This window comes from Polaromonas sp. UC242_47 (genome assembly GCF_044452385.1).
GTDB lineage: Bacteria > Pseudomonadota > Gammaproteobacteria > Burkholderiales > Burkholderiaceae_C > Polaromonas.
Window position 1 is genome coordinate 1,801,563 of record NZ_JBIOAO010000001.1, and the last position, 15,859, is coordinate 1,817,421.

A 15,859-nucleotide genomic window follows, 5' to 3' on the forward strand; every position below is an offset into this window, starting at 1 on the left:
TCCCGAAAAGGACAGGGTGAGCGGCGCTTCACCCGTTGGCGGGAGCGTTGCGGCAAGGGCAAGCAGAGAAATCATATGTATACAAAATTTTGCGCGATGCTGTCCAAGCTCAGCCTGATCCTGGCCGTGATCGGACTGATTGCGATCGTCCTGTGTGTTCAATGGCAGGTCATTGGGCGCTATGTTTTCAACGACACGCCAACCTGGGCCGAAAATCTGGCGCTGCTGCTGGTCCTGTTTGTCACGGCCTTCGGCCTGGCGGTTGGCGTGCGCGACGCCGGCCACATCGGCCTGGAGTCCCTGGTCATACTGCTGCCCGAAAAATGGCAGCACCGTATTGAAATCCTGATCCATGGGCTGGTCGGCCTCTTCGGCGTGCTGATGGTGCAGGGCGGCTGGTTGTGGATGGTCGCCAAGTGGGATGAAAAAAAACCCATGATGCCCGTCCCCGACGGCATCGATTACCTGCCGCTGGTGATTGCCGGCGTGCTGATCGTGCTGTTTTCGATTGAACATATCATCGCGCTGGTGCGCGGCCAAACAGTGGAGCCCGCATGGAACTGACCGTACTCGCCCTGAGCTTCACGCTCTTACTTGTCATCGGCGTGCCGGTCGCGTTTGCGATTGGCCTGTCGTCGGTGGCCACCATTGTTGCGGCGGGTTTGCCTGTTGCGGTGGTGTTTCAGAAGATGGTCGGCGGCATGCAGGTGTTCTCCTTCCTCGCCATCCCCTTTTTCGTTTTTGCCGGCGAGTTGATGCTCTACGGCGGCATTGCCGAGCGCATTGTGCGTTTTGCCAACAGCCTGGTCGGCCACGTGCGCGGCGGCCTGGGCATGAGCAACGTCATCGGCTGCACGCTGTTTGGCGGTGTTGCCGGTTCCCCGCTGGCCGACGTGTCGGCCATGGGTTCGGTGATGATCCCGCTGATGAAGAAGGAAGGTTACGACGCCGACTATGCGGTCAACGTCACCACCCACGCCGCGCTGGTCGGGGCGATCATGCCGACCTCGCACAACATGATCATCTTCACGCTGGCCACCTCGGGCATTGCCTCGGTCAGCGTGCTGAGTCTGATTCTTGCCGGTTTGGTGCCCGCGATCATTCTGACCTTGTGCAACCTCGGTGCGGCCTATTACGTGGCGGTCAAACGCGGTTATCCGACCCACGGCACCTTTCCCGGATGGCGGGAAGTGATGCGCGCCTTCGGCGCCGCCTTGCCGGGGCTGCTGGTGGTGGTGATCATCCTGGTCGGCATCTTGTCGGGGGCCTTCACCGCCACCGAGTCGGCCTCGATCGCCGTGGCCTGGGCACTGGCCATCACGGTGCTGGTCTACAAGACCTTGACCTGGACAAACTTTCTCAAGGCCTGCGCCAAGGCCTGCAAAACCACCGGGGTGGTGTTGCTGTTGATCGGCATCTCGTCGGCCTTCGGTTATTTCATGGCACTGTATGAAGTGCCGCAGTTGACCGGCGATCTGATGAAGTCGGTCAGCAGCGAACCCTGGGTCATCTTTCTGATGATCAATGTGCTGCTGTTCATCCTCGGCACCTTTCTCGACATGGCCGCCACCATACTGATTTGCACACCCATCTTCATGCCGATTGCGATGCAATTCGGCATGGACCCGGTGCAGTTCGGCATCGTGATGCTGATCAACTGCGCACTTGGCCTGAACACGCCGCCGGTCGGCTCGGTGCAGTTCGTCGGTTGCGCGATTGGCGAGATATCTGTGGGCCAGGTGATGCGCTCCATCTTGCCGTTTTACAGCGCACTGGGTGTTTGCCTGTTGCTCGTGACTTACGTGCCGGCGTTTTCTCTCTGGTTGCCGTCTCTGTACAAGTGAGCCTGGGATACCGCACTAAGAGAACTGAACCATGACCGATCCACTCTACATCCGCATGCACCCGGCCGACAATGTGGCCATCGTCGCCAACGACGGCGGCCTGGCGCCTGGCGCCAGGTTTGCCGACGGCCTGACCTTGTGTGACCGGGTGCCGCAGGGCCACAAGGTCGCGCTGGTCGATCTGCCCATGGGCAGCGCGGTGCTGCGTTACAACGTGCCGATTGGTTATGCACTGAAAGACATTCCCGCCGGCAGTTGGGTGCATGAGCGTTTGCTGGAGATGCCGGCCGCACGCGAACTCGTCGGCTTGCCGATGGCGACGCTGCGGGCCGAGCCCTTGCCGCCGCTGGAGGGTTACACCTTCGAGGGTTACCGCAATGCCGATGGGTCGGTTGGCAGCCGCAACATCCTGGCCATCACCACCACGGTGCAATGTGTGGCCGGTGTGGTGGAATTTGCCGTCAAACGGATCAAGGAAGAACTGTTGCCGCGTTTTCCCAACGTGGACGACGTGGTGGGCCTGGAGCACAGCTACGGTTGTGGCGTGGCGATTGATGCGCCCGACGCCATCATCCCGATACGCACCTTGCGCAACATCACGCTGAACCCCAACTTCGGCGGCGAAGTGATGGTGGTCAGCCTGGGCTGCGAAAAACTGCAGCCCGAGCGCCTGCTGCCGCCGGGCACGATCCAGATCGTGGATGAACGCAATGTGGCCGATGTGGGCACCAATGCCGATGCTGTGCTCGACGTGGTGTGCCTGCAGTCGGAACACCATGTCGGTTTCATGTCCATGATTGATTCCATCATGCAGGCGGCCGTGTTGCACCTGGAAAAGCTTGATGCACGACGCCGCGAAACCGTGCCGGCCAGCGAGCTGGTGGTTGGTGTGCAGTGTGGCGGCAGTGATGCGTTCTCCGGCGTCACCGCCAATCCAGCCGTCGGTTTTGCCACCGACTTGCTGGTGCGCGCCGGCGCCAGTGTGATGTTTTCTGAAACCACCGAGGTGCGCGACGGCATTGACCAGTTGACCGCACGCGCCAGCAGCCCGGACGTGGCGCAGGCCATGATCCGCGAAATGGCCTGGTACGACGCCTACTTGCAAAAAGGCCTGGTCGATCGCAGCGCCAACACCACGCCAGGCAACAAAAAAGGCGGCTTGTCCAACATTGTCGAAAAAGCCATGGGCTCCATCGTGAAGTCGGGCACAGCGCCCATCACTGGTGTGTTGGCCCCCGGCGAAAAGCTCAAACAAAAAGGCCTGACCTACGCCGCAACGCCGGCCAGCGATTTTATTTGCGGCACCTTGCAGGTGGCGGCCGGCATGAACCTGCATGTGTTTACCACAGGCCGCGGCACGCCTTATGGTCTGGCCGAAGTGCCGGTGATCAAGGTGGCCACACGCAGCGATCTGGCCAGGCGCTGGCACGACCTGATGGACATCAATGCCGGCCGGATTTCCGATGGCGAGGCCAGCATCGAAGACGTGGGCTGGGAGCTGTTCCACCTGATGCTGGAAGTGGCCAGCGGCCGCAAGAAAACCTGGGCCGAACACTGGAAGCTGCACAACGCCTTGGTGTTGTTCAACCCGGCACCTATCACCTGAACCCTGCACACGCAGATTTTTAGATTATTTTTTCAAGCGAGACCCCATGACACAACCCACGCCTTACCAATCGTTTCCCAATACCTTCAAGCGCGACCTGCTGGCCGGCAAGAAGCTGATCGGCTGCTGGTCCTCGCTGTCCAATGCCATCACCACCGAGGTGCTGGGTGTGGCCGGTTTTGACTGGATTTTGCTGGACGGCGAACATTCGCCCAACGACATGGCCACCTACATTCCGCAGCTGATGGCGCTCAAGGACAGCAAAAGTGCGCCCGTGGTGCGTCCTTCCAGCAACAACGCGGTGGAACTCAAACGCCTGCTCGATGCCGGCTTCTACAACTTCCTGATTCCTTTTGTTGAAAGTGCCGAGCAAGCCAGCAATGCGGTGGCCGCCACACGTTACCCGCCGCAAGGTTTTCGCGGCGTGTCGGTGTCCCAGCGCAGCAACCGTTACGGCACGGTGCCTGACTACTTCAAGTCCATCAACGATCACATCTGCGTGATGGTGCAGATCGAGAGCCGCGCCGGTGTCGCCGCCACGCGTGAAATTGCCGCGCTGGACGGCATCGACTGCATTTTTATCGGCCCCTCGGACCTGGCCGCCGGTTATGGCCACCTGGGCAATGCCGGCCACCCGGAAGTGCAGGCGGCCATGCTCAGCATTTTTGCCGATGCCAAAGCCCACGGCAAACCAGTTGGCATCCTGGCACCGGTGGAAGCCGATGCGCGCCGCTACATGGAAATGGGCGCCACCTTTGTTGGTGTCGGCAGCGACCTGGGCGTTTTCCGCGCGGCCACGCAGGCCTTGCACGACAAGTACACCATTTAATTTTTCTGTCATCCCGGACCTGATCCGGGATCCATGCCCCCGCCTTCTGAACCGCGGGTCATGGCCACAGGTATTTTTTTGACAATCAACGGAGAATTTTCAATGAGCAAGCTAGGTTTTATCGGTCTGGGCATCATGGGCGCGCCAATGGCGGCACATCTGGTCAAGGCCGGCCACGAGGTTTTTCTGACCACCCGCAGCAAGGTGCCGGCAGAGTTGCTGACCGACAAGGCCACGGCCTGCAGCTCGGCGCAAGAGGTTGCTGAAAAAGCCGACATCATTTTCATGATGTTGCCCGACACACCCGATGTGGCCAAAGTGCTGTTCGGCGACCAAGGTGTGGCGGCCGGCCTGAGCAAAGGCAAAACCGTGGTCGACATGAGTTCCATCTCGCCCATGGACACCAAGGAGTTTGCGAAAAAGATCAACGAGCTGGGCTGCGACTACCTCGATGCGCCGGTTTCCGGCGGCGAAGTCGGCGCCAAGGCGGCCAGCCTGACCATCATGATTGGCGGCCCCGATGCAGCGTTCGAGCGTGTCAAGCCGCTGTTTGAACTGATGGGTAAAAACATCACCCTGGTCGGCGGCAACGGCGACGGCCAGACCTGCAAGGTGGCGAATCAGATCATCGTGGCGCTGAACATCGCAGCCGTCGGTGAAGCCCTGCTGTTTGCCAGCAAGGCCGGTGCCGACCCGGCCAAGGTCCGCCAGGCGCTGATGGGTGGTTTTGCCTCTTCGCGCATTCTGGAAGTGCATGGCGAACGCATGATCAAACGCACCTTCAACCCCGGCTTTCGCATCGGCCTGCACCAGAAGGATTTGGGCCTGGCGCTCAGCGGCGCACGCACCCTGGGTGTGGCGCTGCCGCAAACGGCCAGTGCCGCCCAGTTGATGCAGGTTTGCAGCGCCAATGGCATGCAGGACCTGGACCACTCGGCGCTGGTGCGTGCACTGGAACTGATGGCCAACCACGAGGTTGCCAAGGCTTAAGCCACAGGGGGCCACGTGGCCCTCTTTTTTTTCTAATCTGTTCGAGGAGTTGTCATGTCTGTGAACCGCCGCAAAGTTCTGGCCACATCATTGGCCCTGGGTCTGGCCGCGTCCGGCGTGCAAGCGCAGACCTGGCCGGCCAAACCGATACGTATCGTGGTGCCTTACCCGCCCGGCGGCTCGTCGGACATCATTGCCCGCTCCATCAGCCAGGCGCTGTCGGAAGCGCTCAAGCAACCGGTGATTGTGGAAAACCGGGCTGGGGCCAACGGCAACCTGGGCGCCGATGTGGTGGCCAAGTCGGCACCCGACGGCTACACCTTGCTGCTGTGCGACACCGGCGCGCTGGCGATCAGCCCCTCGGTCTATACCAAGCTGGCGTTTGATCCGAGCAAGGACTTGCGCGGCGTCACCATGCTGGCTTATTCGCCGCATTTGCTGGTGGTGCACCCCTCGGTGCCGGCCAACAACCTCAAGGAACTGGTCGCGCTGTCGCACAAGTCGCAGCTTAACTTTGCCGTCACCGCCATGGGCAGCGCGCCGCACCTTGCCGGTGTGGCGGTGGAGCGTGCCAGCAAAGCCAAGTGGCAATACATCCCCTACAAAGGCGGCTCGCAAGCCGTGACCGACACCATCGCCGGGCAAACCCAGGTCTTGATGAATGGCATGTTGGCCACCTTGCCTTTTGTGCAAAGCGGCAAGCTCAAGATTCTCGGCGTTTCCAAGGCCACGCGTATGCCGCTGATCGGCGACGTGCCGACCTTGCAGGAACAAGGCTTGAGTGGTTTCGAGTCCGGCACCTGGCAAGGCATGCTGGTGGCCAATGGCACACCGGCGGCGATTGTGAACCGGCTCAACACCGAGCTGATCAAGATCATTCGCAGTCCCGAGATTCGCGCCAAGCTCAGCGGGCAGGGCGCCGAGGTGGTGACCATGGCGCCGGCCGAGCAGGACAAGTTTTTCAACCAGGAACGCAAACGCTGGGCCGAGGTGGTGACACAGGCTGGCATCAAGCTGGATTGAGGCGTTACTCCTGATTCAATAGCTGCTTGCGTCCGTGGGTAAAGGGCTAGAGGCCTATTTGATCACCAATCCACCGAGAAAAATGTCAAGGCGGGCGTGAAGGGCTTGCTCAAGCCCTGCGCCGCCGCAGCCCATACTCCACCAACTCAAACAGCGCTTCACTCAGCAGCGCCAGCAAGGTCGCGGGCAGGGCGCCGGCCAGCAGCAACTGGCCGTCGTTCAAGGCCAGGCCGGTGACGATGCGTTCACCAAAACCTCCTGCGCCTATGAAAGCGGCAATCGTTGCCGTGCCAATGGCAATGGAGGTCGCCGTGCGTACCCCGGCGACGATGGTGGGCAAGGCCAGCGGCAACTCGATCAAACGCATGCGCTGGCGCCCCGTCATGCCCAGCGCCTGGCCGGCGTCGCGCAGGCCTTGCGACACTTCGGCCAGGCCCGTCACGGTGTTGCGCATGATGGGCAGCAGCGCGTACAGCATCAATGCGATCAGCGCCGGCACGGTGCCTATCAAACCCATCACCGAAATCAGCATCGCCAGCAAGGCCAGCGAGGGCACGGTTTGCAGCAGGCCGGTGCTGCCCAGCACTACTCCGCGCAGCCGCGGATGGGGAAACACCAGCACCGCCAGCGGCACACCCAGCAGCGCGGCCAGGGCCACCGACACCAAAGTCAAGGCCAGGTGCTGACGGGTGAGGCGCGCCAGGTCGGGGCCTAGAGTTTGGCCCAGAAGCCGCGTTGTGAGGGATCGGCGGTGCTGGCGCTGGCGGTGAGGGCACTTCCCGAGGCCTTGGCTGCGAGATGGTCGCGGGCAATGATGTCAAAGGCCACACCTTGCAACTCGGCCCGGGCGTTCATGGTGATCATCGCGTTTTCGTCGATGCTGCCGCTGAGTTTTTGCAGCGCCGCCCAGGCCTGCGGAAAGCGTGTGGGCACGTCCAGCCGGTACAAGACCACCGCGTCATAACGCGGAAAATAAGCGCGGTCGTCCTGCAACACGTAGAGGCCCAGGTGTTTGATCTTCGCGTCGGTGGTGTAGATGTCGATCACGTCCACCTGCTTTTGCGCCAGCGCATCGTAGGCCAGGCCGTGGTCCAGTCCGGTAGGCACCTGCGGCGCGCCATAACGTTGCGCCAGCCCTTGCCAGCCATCGGCGCGGCCTATGAATTCATTGGACAAGCCCAGCTTCAACTCCGGATGCCGCACCAGATCGCTGAGCGACCGGATGCCCAGGCGCTGCGCCTGGTCCGCACGCATGGCCAGCGCATAACCATCGTTAAAGCCCAGCGGAATGGCCACCCCCAGGCCCAGCGGTGCCAGGGCGGTGTTCATCGCGTCCAGGGTCAGGGGCGTGTTGCTTTTGAGGATTTCCTGGCTGATGGTGCCGACGTATTCCGGGTACAGGTCGATATGGCCCGAACGCAGCGCCTCGTAAACAATCGCCGTGTTGCCCAGGCCCTGCAACACCGACGGCGGCGTGGGCGTGTGCGGCGCCGCCGTTTGCGCCAGTACCTGCGCCAGGATGTAGGACTCGGTGAAACGTTTGGAGCCTATGCGCAGCGTGTCGTTGGGAGACGGGGCGGCGAAGCCGAGGCTGCTGACGAGGGCCAGCAGCATGGCAATGCAGCAGGCGGCAAAGGCGGGGAGGCGGCGGGTCATCACGCGAGTATCGCTGTGTCGGCCGCCGGCGCCAACCCGACACACGGCAGCAGCATTAGTCATCTCTGCCCCCGCTTTGTCATCCCGGACGCGATCCGGGATCCATGTCCCCGATCCACATCCTGTGGCAGACTGTTTCGGGCAGCGCGCCTCACGGCATCCATCCACACAACACAGACACCCCATGACCATCCAGCTCCACCCCCAACGGCCGCAAGATCAGTGTCGCCCTGGAAGAAATGGGGCTGCCCTACGCGGTGCAGGTGGTCGACATCACCAAGGACGAACAAACCGCCCCGGCCTTCCTGAAGATCAGCCCCAACAACAAAATCCCCGCGATTGTGGATCCCAACGGCCCGGACGGTCAGCCCATCAGCGTGTTCGAGTCCGGCGCCATCCTGTATTACCTGGCCGAGAAAACCGGCAAGTTCTGGCCGCAGAACCTGCGCGCGCGAACGGCCGTCATGGAATGGTTGATGTTCCAGATGGGCGGCTTCGGCCCCATGCCCGGCCAGGTACATCACTTCATCGCACTGGAGAACGAGGCCGACCGGCGCTACGGGCTGGAGCGTTTCACGGCCGAAACGCGTCGCCTCTACGGCGTGATGGATAGACGCCTGGCTGATCACGAGTTTTTTGCGGGTGAGTTGTCCATCGCTGACTTCGCCATCGTCGGCTGGGCCTGGCGGCATGAGCGGCACAAGGTGGACCTCGGCGACTTTCCGCATGTGCAGCGTTGGTATCGGGCCATGATGGCGCGGCCTGCGGTGGTGCGAGGGTTTGCGGTGCCGCTGAAGTGATCGTCATGACTGTGTGAGTCTGATGTGTTGCTATAAATTACATAGCTGCTTGCGTCCGCTATAAAAGGGCTGGAGGCCATTTTGGTATCCAACTTCTTGTGAGAACGGATTTCGGAGGTGTTCACAAGGCACTTGTGACGTGTCCCCTGATCGAGGGGTAACGTCTGACTGGCGCTCACCTAGAATGGCCCACAGGGGGAGCCATGGCAACAAAGAAGAATCTCAATGAGGACGACACCAGTGCCAAGTTCATCACGCCTGCGCCTTACCAGGCCGGGTGGGACGAGGCGGTCATTCGCCGCCAAGTGCCTTTCACGGCGGGGCGCATCATCGTGCGTGGCAAGCTGGTCACGCGCAGCAAGGCCAAGCGGGCCGACTATGTGCTGTATTACCAGCACTTTCCAATTGCACTGATCGAGGCCAAGCACAACTTCAAGGCTGGCTTTGAGAAAGCCGTGCATGAACTGCAGTTTGCCCTTTACGAGAAATCCGCATGAACACGACAGATAAAAAGGACAACGTGGTCCATACCCCGCTGTTCCAGAGTTATTCGGAAACCCGAATGCTGATGGGCGCTCTCTCGGGCGTCGTCAAAAAAGCCGAATTTTTGCTGTTCCTGAACGCTATCTGGGACCAGACCGGTACGCCGCAGAACCCGGTGGACTGGAGTAAGCCTGATGAATGGATCCCTGAGCGGCTGACCGGCAGCAGCCGCACGTTGGCTCTGCGAATCTGGGAGCAGACAAAAAAGTTGCTCAACCCGCGACACGTTTATGGCGCCTACCTCTTCATCAATAGATACGGTCTTCTGAAAGCAGACGCCGCCGGCGTGTTTCAGGAAACAGAGGCCGGCAAGCTCTTCATGGCCGATGACCCGGCAACGGTGCGCAAGCTTGACGAAGCAGAAGGGCTTCCAAAACTACTTGCGATTTTGGCCACACATTCCCCAGCGAAGCGCGGTGATTTGCTGGAAGAGTGGGGCGAATTTCTTCTGGCTCATTCCAAGTTCGGTACCACTTCCACCATAAAAGACACGCTCCGCCGTCGAATCCTCAATCTGGTGGAGCGCGGCTTCATCAGCAGGGAGGGAAATACCTACACCATCACGGATAAGGGTATTGCTTACGCTGCAAATGGAGCGAGTATCAAGGCCGTTAGCGCGCATCAACAAGTGCTCGCCGCTATCAAGCAACACAACGATAGCGAAGTGGTGGAATTTCGGGAACGGCTAGGCAAGATGAACCCGTACCACTTTGAGATGCTGATCAGAGATCTGCTCGAAGCGATGGACTATGAAGACGTGATCGTCACCAAGCAGAGCGGAGACAAGGGCGTGGACGTTGTGGGCTACTTCCAGTTCGGCATCACCCAGGTCAAAGAGGTGGTGCAGGTCAAGCGACACCAGGGCTCGATCACTCGGCCAGTGCTGGATCAACTGAGGGGCGCGCTTCCGTATCACCAGGCTATACGCGGCACGATCATCACCTTGGGTAAATTTGCGCAAGGGTGTAAGGATGCAGCAATTTTTCCCGGTGCTGCACCCATCACCCTGATTGATGGCGACAAGCTGTTGGAACTGTTTGTCAAACACGAAGTGGGTGTCAAGAGGAGCCCAGTCCCTTTGTTCAAGATTGACGAAAGCATTTTTGAACAGAGTGGTCCCGAAACGGAGCCGGGCTTAGGCCTTCCCATGGAAGCCGAAACTAACAATGCATAAGTCGATAAATTAAGAATTCATGTCCGCAAGAAATACCGTTAAGTCCATTCAAGACATCATGCGCAAAGACGCAGGTGTCGACGGCGACGCCCAACGCCTTTCCCAGCTCTGCTGGATGTTCTTCCTCAAAATCGTTGACGACCAGGGCCAGCAAATGTCGGTCATGGTGGACGGCTACCTGCAGTATTCGTCACATTCGTGATCTCTATGTGAATACGGTGGAGGAGGAAGCTGCTCTGCAATCAAGGCCGAAGCCAAAGCCGCAGACCTTCGCGACCAACTCAAGGGTAGCCTGGGCAGGTTGGCGCGGCCCCACCATCGTGAGGTCTAATCCGATTTTGTGAACGCCATTTCCCATGAACAACGATCTTGCATCCCTGACCCAATCCCTGCGCGATTTCGCCAAAGCACGCGACTGGGAGCCATTTCACTCGCCTAAAAATCTGGCTTCGGCCCTGACGGTGGAGGCTTCGGAATTGCTGGAGCACTTCCAGTGGCTGACGGAAGAGCAAAGCCGCAACCTTGCTGCGCCAAAAAAAGCCGAGGTGGCTGCGGAGGCTGCGGATGTGCTGCTGTACCTGCTGCAGCTCTGCGACAAGTTGCAGATCGATTTGCTGGAGGCGGCGCGTTTGAAGATGGTCGTGAATGCCGAGAAATATCCGGTGGACCGTGTACGCGGCTCCAGCCAGAAATACACGGAGATCAGCGACCCGAATCGGGGGGAGTGATGCTGGCTATATGCTCATGATTTGATAGCTGCTAGCGCTCGTACGGATTGGGCTAGAGGCCAATTTGGCATAAAAAAGCCGCCTTAAAGGCGGCTTTTGAGCATTCAGGCTAGCTGTTCAGGCTTACCCCCAAACCTCTTGCGCCGTCTCGATCACCAGCCGCAGCTTGGCGCGTTGCGCTTCGACGGCGATGTCGTTGCCGTGCACGGTGCTGCTAAAGCCGCATTGCGGTGAGAGCGCCAGTTGCTCCAGCGGCGCGTACATGGCGGCCGCTTCGATGCGGCGTTTCAGGTCGTCCTTGTCTTCCAGGGTGCCGAACTTGGTTGTGACCAGGCCTAACACCACGGTTTTGCCTTTGGGCAGGTAACGCAGGGGTTTGAAGTCGCCGCTACGAGCGTCGTCGTACTCCATGAAGTAGGCGTCGAGGTTCATTTCCTGGAGCAGGGCCTCGGCCACGGGTTCGTAGTTGCCGGCGGCGGCGTGGGTGCTCTTGAAGTTGCCGCGGCACAGGTGCATGGCCAGGGTCATGCCGGCGGGTTTTTGCGCCACCACGAGGTTGATGAACTTGGCGTAGCGGTGTGGCAGCTCATTCGGGTCGTCGCCGCGCTGGCGGGCGGCTTCGCGCATTTTTTCGTCGCACAGGTAGGCCAGGTTGGTGTCGTCCATCTGCACATAGGTGCAGCCGGCGGCGGCCAGGCTGCGCAATTCGTCGCCGTAGGCATTGGCCACGTCCTGGTAAAACTCTGGATCGAGCTCGGGGTAGTGCTGCTTGCTGATGCCGGCGCGGCCGCCGCGGAAATGCAGCATGGTCGGCGAGGGAATCGTCACCTTGGGCGTGTTGCCGGCAGACACCTGGCTCTTGAGGTACTGGAAGTCGGCGAGCTGGATGTCCTTGACGTGGCGCACCTTGTCGACCACACGCATCACCGGCGGGGCCAGCTCCTGGGTGCCGTCGGGCCGGATCACGGTGACCGGGATATCGGTTTTCACGCCGCCAATTTGCTCCAGGAAATCGATGTGAAAGTAGGTGCGGCGAAACTCGCCGTCGGTGATGCTTTTCAGGCCCACGTCTTCCTGAAACTTCACGATTTCGCTGATGGCCTTGTCTTCCACCAGACGCAGCTGCTCGGGCGTGATCTCGCCTTTGGCTTGTTGTTCACGCGCTTCAAGCAGGTATTTGGGACGCAGAAAACTGCCGACATGGTCGTAGTGGGCCGGCAGATGCAGGGCGGGGGTGCTCATGGAAAGTCCTTTGAGATTCTGGATCGAAGCTGGAATATTAAGGCATCTTGAAATGCTATTTATGAATACATTGCAAGCCTGAAAAGGCAGTTTTAAGCCAAAAATTCTTGATTTTTTAGGATAAATGTATACAGTGTGTATTCATGAAAGCCGAAAAACCCCTGTTTCCGCTCAATGCCTGGTATGCCGCCGCGTATGACGTGGAGGTTGCGCGCAGCTTGTTGCCGCGCACCATTTGCAAACAAAAAATCGTGATGTTCCGCAAGACCGATGGCACGGTGGCGGCGCTGGAAGACGCCTGCTGGCACCGGCTGCTGCCGCTGTCCATGGGCCGGCTCGATGGGGATGAACTCACCTGCGGTTACCACGGCCTGGTTTACAACGCGCAGGGCCGTTGCACCCACATGCCGAGCCAGGAAACACTCAACCCCTCCGCCTGCGTGCGTGCCTACCCGGTGCTGGAAAAACACCGCTTCGTCTGGATCTGGCCCGGTGACCCGGCCAAGGCCGACCCGGCGCTGGTGCCCGACATGCACTGGAACGACGATCCGGCCTGGGCTGGCGACGGCAAACTCATCACGGTGAAGTGTGACTACCGCCTGGTGGTCGATAACCTGATGGACCTGACCCACGAAGCTTTTGTACACGGCTCCAGCATTGGCAACCGCGAGGTGGCGGAAGCGCCGTTTGTGGCGACGCATGGCGAGCGCACGGCCACCGTGACACGCTGGATGGACAACATCGAGGCCCCGCCGTTCTGGGCCGGACAGATCCAGCATGCACGCGGCTACAGCGGGGCTGTGGACCGCTGGCAGGTGATCCGTTTTGAAGCGCCATGCACGGTGACCATTGACGTGGGCGTGGCGGAAGCCGGCAGCGGCGCACAACCCCGGGGCGATCATCCCGGTGACCGCAGCAAGGGTGTGAACGGTTTTGTGCTCAACACCATCACACCCGAGACCGACGGCACCTGCCACTACTTCTGGGCCTTTGCCCGCAACTACTGCCTGGGGGAGCAAAGCCTCACCCATCGCCTGCGCGAAGGGGTGGCCACCATCTTCCGCGAAGACGAACATGTGCTGGAGGCGCAGCAGATCGCGATGGACGAACACCCTGACCACCAGTTTTACAACCTCAACATCGACGCCGGTTCCATGTGGGCACGCCGACTGATCGACAAGATGGTGGCGCAGGAAACATCACCCACTCCGGTGATCCCGATTCGGCTGGCCGCCTGAACCCGCAACGCAGAGCAAGGACTTCCATGGTGAACGCTATCAAAAACAGAGCTATCGACGCTGACCTGGAAAGGGCTGAGGGCCAAGTTGGCACTGAAAGTGCGCAGGTGCGGGCCTTGCTGCGGCTGCGCGAGCTGATTCTTTCCGGCGAGCTGGCCGGCGGCACACGCATTGCCGAGCTGGCGATCGTGGAGCGTCTCGGCGTGTCGCGCACACCCATACGCGCGGCCCTGATGCGGCTGGAGCAGGAAGGCCTGCTCGAAGCGCTGCCCAACGGCGGTTATGCAGTCAAGACGTTTTCAGAACGCGACATCGCCGACGCGATCGAGTTGCGCGGCACGCTGGAAGGCCTGCTGGTGCGGCTGGCGGCCGAGCGCGGTGCACCGGCCGTGGTGCTGGCCGAAGCCAAGGACTGTTTACGCCAGGTGGATGCCGTGCTGGCCGACACCGCGCTGAGCGACGAAGCGTTTTCCGCCTACGTGGATTTGAACCAGCGTTTTCACACCCTGCTGTATGAGATGGCCGACAGCCCGGTCACGGTCAAACAACTGGCGCGCGTGGCCGGTCTGCCGTTTGCATCACCGTCTGCCTTTGTGGTGGTGCAGTCGAACTCGCCGCAGGCGCGTGACATGCTGGTCGTGGCGCAAGACCAGCATTGGCAGGTGCTGGACGCGATTGAACGCGGCGAGGGCACACGTGCCGAAGCGCTGATGCGCGAACACTCGCGTCTGGCCCAGCGCAACCTGCGCCATGCGCTGTCGGGCCAGGGCGGCGCACAGATGCCGGCCTCCATGAAAGCCATGAAGCTGATTCGTAGGCGCGGCTAAATATGACCCCCCACGCTCGCCACTTCGTGTGCTTCGCTGCACCTTGCAGGCCGCCGCTCGCCGGAGGCTTCGCTTCTGGCGCCTGTCCAAACCTGCGCAGGCAGGTTCGGAGCCGCAGGCGCCAGCCCCGAGGGGGCGCTGCGCCTGCGGCCCCGGCTTGAAGAGACAGATGCCAACCATTGATGAATCATGAAAAGCAGTCAGACCCTTTACGAGGCCACCATCGTCGCGCTGCGCGATGTCACGCCCACCGTGCGCGAATTCGAGATACGTCCGGTGCAAGGCGCGGCCTTGCCCTGGGATGCGGGCGCACATTTGCAGGTGCAAGTGCTGGTCAATGGCCAGGTGCAGACACGTTCTTATTCGCTGGTGGGTGTGCCCGATGGGCAGGCTTATCACATCGCCGTCAAACACATGGCCGATGGCCGGGGCGGTTCACGCGCGATGTGGCAACTGGCCGTCGGTGACCGCTTGCAAATCAGCGAGCCGCAAAACCACTTCCCGCTGGATTTTTCTGCGCCGCATTACCTGCTGGCGGCCGGCGGTATAGGCATCACACCGCTGGTGATGATGGCCCAGCAGTTGCAGGCCCACGCGCGCCGAGCCGGTGCCACGCTGCGTATGTTGTACGGCGTACGCACGCAGGATGAACTGGCGTTTTTGCCGCTGCTGCGCGAGACCCTGGGCGAGTCCTTGCAGACCTTTGTGGCCGAGCGCGGCGAAAGCATGGACCTGGCCGCCGAAATTGCGGCCTTGCCCGCCGGCGGGCAGTTGTACACCTGCGGCCCGGTGTCCATGCTGGAAGCGATCAAGAAAGCCTGGGCCGATGCCGGGCGTGTGCCGGCCGACCTGCGTTTTGAAACCTTTGGCAGCAGCGGACGGTTTGCCGCGCAGAGTTTTCGCGTGCGGGTGCCGCGCCACCAGGTCGACATCATGGTGCCGGCCGACACCACCTTGCTGGACGCGCTGGAGAATGCCGGCGTCGAAACTCTGTCCGATTGCCGGCGCGGTGAATGTGGCTTGTGTGTGATGGATGTGCTGGCGCTGGACGGCGAGGCCGATCACCGCGACGTGTTTCTCAGCGCGCACGAAAAGCAGGAGAACCGGCGCATCTGCGCTTGCGTCTCGCGGGTGGTGGGCGCCATCACGCTGGATTCCGCCTGGCGGCCCGACGATTTGCCCCGGCCTGCCGCCCGCCAGGCCCTGGAGCCGGCCTAGAGCCTGTTCACGATCTCGATGGGGCCGCGCAGGTGACTTTTCGGGATGGGCAGCAAGGCGCGGTTCGCCGCCAATAGCTGGCTATTGGCAAGCGCCGCAACGCCGCAGAGCGCCCGAAAAGGCGCCTGCCCTCCGGGTTGG

Annotated in this window: 13 protein-coding genes and 3 pseudogenes; 14 read left to right on the forward strand and 2 right to left on the reverse strand. The window is 61.0% G+C overall.

Features of this window, described 5'->3' with window-relative positions; genetic code table 11:
• The first annotated feature begins 75 nt into the window (after nucleotides 1–75).
• The 6 genes from ACHMXK_RS08850 to ACHMXK_RS08875 all read left to right on the forward strand — a co-directional run bounded on the left by ACHMXK_RS08850 (nucleotide 76) and on the right by ACHMXK_RS08875 (nucleotide 6,292).
• Nucleotides 76–564, forward strand: a complete 489-nt coding sequence (locus ACHMXK_RS08850; protein WP_397439526.1) for a TRAP transporter small permease — start codon at nucleotides 76–78, stop codon at nucleotides 562–564.
• Nucleotides 555–1,844, forward strand: a complete 1,290-nt coding sequence (locus tag ACHMXK_RS08855) for a TRAP transporter large permease (RefSeq protein WP_397439528.1) — start codon at nucleotides 555–557, stop codon at nucleotides 1,842–1,844. Before ACHMXK_RS08850 ends, ACHMXK_RS08855 begins: the two co-directional genes overlap by 10 nt.
• Before the next feature lie 31 nt (nucleotides 1,845–1,875).
• Nucleotides 1,876–3,450, forward strand: a complete 1,575-nt coding sequence (gene garD, locus ACHMXK_RS08860; RefSeq protein ID WP_397439530.1) for a galactarate dehydratase — start codon at nucleotides 1,876–1,878, stop codon at nucleotides 3,448–3,450.
• A 46-nt stretch (nucleotides 3,451–3,496) separates the two neighbouring features.
• Nucleotides 3,497–4,279: a 2-dehydro-3-deoxyglucarate aldolase gene (garL, locus tag ACHMXK_RS08865; RefSeq protein ID WP_397439531.1), complete on the forward strand. Its 783-nt coding sequence runs from the start codon at nucleotides 3,497–3,499 to the stop codon at nucleotides 4,277–4,279.
• A gap of 102 nt (nucleotides 4,280–4,381) precedes the next feature.
• Entirely contained in the window at nucleotides 4,382–5,269 is an 888-nt protein-coding gene (gene glxR, locus ACHMXK_RS08870) for a 2-hydroxy-3-oxopropionate reductase (RefSeq protein ID WP_397439533.1), read from the forward strand.
• Between the two features lie 54 nt (nucleotides 5,270–5,323).
• Nucleotides 5,324–6,292, forward strand: a complete 969-nt coding sequence (locus ACHMXK_RS08875; protein WP_397439535.1) for a Bug family tripartite tricarboxylate transporter substrate binding protein — start codon at nucleotides 5,324–5,326, stop codon at nucleotides 6,290–6,292.
• A 109-nt stretch (nucleotides 6,293–6,401) separates the two neighbouring features.
• Here the strand turns inward: ACHMXK_RS08875 and ACHMXK_RS08880 are convergent.
• Nucleotides 6,402–7,906, reverse strand: a pseudogene (locus tag ACHMXK_RS08880) (glycine betaine ABC transporter substrate-binding protein).
• Between the two features lie 239 nt (nucleotides 7,907–8,145).
• On the opposite strand from ACHMXK_RS08880, the pseudogene ACHMXK_RS08885 reads away from it, so the two are divergent.
• From ACHMXK_RS08885 to ACHMXK_RS08905, 5 genes and pseudogenes are all read left to right on the forward strand, one after another.
• Nucleotides 8,146–8,748 (forward strand): annotated as a pseudogene (locus ACHMXK_RS08885) (glutathione S-transferase family protein); the annotation flags it as partial.
• Between the two features lie 203 nt (nucleotides 8,749–8,951).
• Nucleotides 8,952–9,206: pseudogene (locus ACHMXK_RS08890) on the forward strand (restriction endonuclease subunit R); the annotation flags it as partial.
• A 35-nt stretch (nucleotides 9,207–9,241) separates the two neighbouring features.
• The gene (locus tag ACHMXK_RS08895) at nucleotides 9,242–10,465 is read left to right on the forward strand and encodes a restriction endonuclease (protein ID WP_397439537.1); all 1,224 of its coding nucleotides are present in this window, start codon (nucleotides 9,242–9,244) and stop codon (nucleotides 10,463–10,465) included.
• 58 nt (nucleotides 10,466–10,523) lie between these two features.
• Nucleotides 10,524–10,667 carry a hypothetical protein gene (locus ACHMXK_RS08900; protein ID WP_397439539.1) on the forward strand — a complete coding sequence of 48 codons (144 nt, stop codon included), beginning with the start codon at nucleotides 10,524–10,526 and terminating at the stop codon, nucleotides 10,665–10,667.
• Between the two features lie 154 nt (nucleotides 10,668–10,821).
• A complete protein-coding gene (locus tag ACHMXK_RS08905) occupies nucleotides 10,822–11,193 on the forward strand; it encodes a nucleotide pyrophosphohydrolase (RefSeq protein ID WP_397439540.1) in 372 nt (123 codons plus the stop codon).
• A 123-nt stretch (nucleotides 11,194–11,316) separates the two neighbouring features.
• On the opposite strand, the gene ACHMXK_RS08910 is transcribed toward ACHMXK_RS08905, so the two are convergent.
• The gene (locus ACHMXK_RS08910) at nucleotides 11,317–12,435 is read right to left on the reverse strand and encodes a 5-methyltetrahydropteroyltriglutamate--homocysteine S-methyltransferase (protein WP_397439542.1); all 1,119 of its coding nucleotides are present in this window, start codon (nucleotides 12,433–12,435) and stop codon (nucleotides 11,317–11,319) included.
• Between the two features lie 143 nt (nucleotides 12,436–12,578).
• Between ACHMXK_RS08910 and ACHMXK_RS08915 the strand changes: the two genes are divergently transcribed.
• From ACHMXK_RS08915 to ACHMXK_RS08925, 3 genes are all read left to right on the forward strand, one after another.
• Nucleotides 12,579–13,673, forward strand: a complete 1,095-nt coding sequence (locus tag ACHMXK_RS08915; protein WP_397439545.1) for a Rieske 2Fe-2S domain-containing protein — start codon at nucleotides 12,579–12,581, stop codon at nucleotides 13,671–13,673.
• Nucleotides 13,674–13,699: 26 nt separating this feature from the next.
• Nucleotides 13,700–14,500, forward strand: coding sequence for a GntR family transcriptional regulator (locus ACHMXK_RS08920; RefSeq protein ID WP_397439547.1), 801 nt, complete (start codon nucleotides 13,700–13,702; stop codon nucleotides 14,498–14,500).
• A 189-nt stretch (nucleotides 14,501–14,689) separates the two neighbouring features.
• Entirely contained in the window at nucleotides 14,690–15,718 is a 1,029-nt protein-coding gene (locus tag ACHMXK_RS08925; RefSeq protein ID WP_397439549.1) for a PDR/VanB family oxidoreductase, read from the forward strand.
• Nucleotides 15,719–15,859 lie beyond the last annotated feature (141 nt).

What these genes read in the sequence shown, in the direction of transcription:
- ACHMXK_RS08855 (WP_397439528.1), top strand. Translation starts at nt 555, where the DNA reads ATGGAACTGACCGTACTCGCCCTGAGCTTCACGCTCTTACTTGTCATC.
- ACHMXK_RS08850 (WP_397439526.1), top strand. Translation starts at nt 76, where the DNA reads ATGTATACAAAATTTTGCGCGATGCTGTCCAAGCTCAGCCTGATCCTG.
- ACHMXK_RS08915 (WP_397439545.1), top strand. Translation starts at nt 12,579, where the DNA reads ATGAAAGCCGAAAAACCCCTGTTTCCGCTCAATGCCTGGTATGCCGCC.
- ACHMXK_RS08925 (WP_397439549.1), top strand. Translation starts at nt 14,690, where the DNA reads ATGAAAAGCAGTCAGACCCTTTACGAGGCCACCATCGTCGCGCTGCGC.
- ACHMXK_RS08875 (WP_397439535.1), top strand. Translation starts at nt 5,324, where the DNA reads ATGTCTGTGAACCGCCGCAAAGTTCTGGCCACATCATTGGCCCTGGGT.
- ACHMXK_RS08905 (WP_397439540.1), top strand. Translation starts at nt 10,822, where the DNA reads ATGAACAACGATCTTGCATCCCTGACCCAATCCCTGCGCGATTTCGCC.
- ACHMXK_RS08895 (WP_397439537.1), top strand. Translation starts at nt 9,242, where the DNA reads ATGAACACGACAGATAAAAAGGACAACGTGGTCCATACCCCGCTGTTC.
- glxR (WP_397439533.1), top strand. Translation starts at nt 4,382, where the DNA reads ATGAGCAAGCTAGGTTTTATCGGTCTGGGCATCATGGGCGCGCCAATG.
- ACHMXK_RS08920 (WP_397439547.1), top strand. Translation starts at nt 13,700, where the DNA reads ATGGTGAACGCTATCAAAAACAGAGCTATCGACGCTGACCTGGAAAGG.
- ACHMXK_RS08900 (WP_397439539.1), top strand. Translation starts at nt 10,524, where the DNA reads ATGCGCAAAGACGCAGGTGTCGACGGCGACGCCCAACGCCTTTCCCAG.
- ACHMXK_RS08910 (WP_397439542.1), bottom strand. Translation starts at nt 12,435, where the DNA reads ATGAGCACCCCCGCCCTGCATCTGCCGGCCCACTACGACCATGTCGGC.
- garD (WP_397439530.1), top strand. Translation starts at nt 1,876, where the DNA reads ATGACCGATCCACTCTACATCCGCATGCACCCGGCCGACAATGTGGCC.
- garL (WP_397439531.1), top strand. Translation starts at nt 3,497, where the DNA reads ATGACACAACCCACGCCTTACCAATCGTTTCCCAATACCTTCAAGCGC.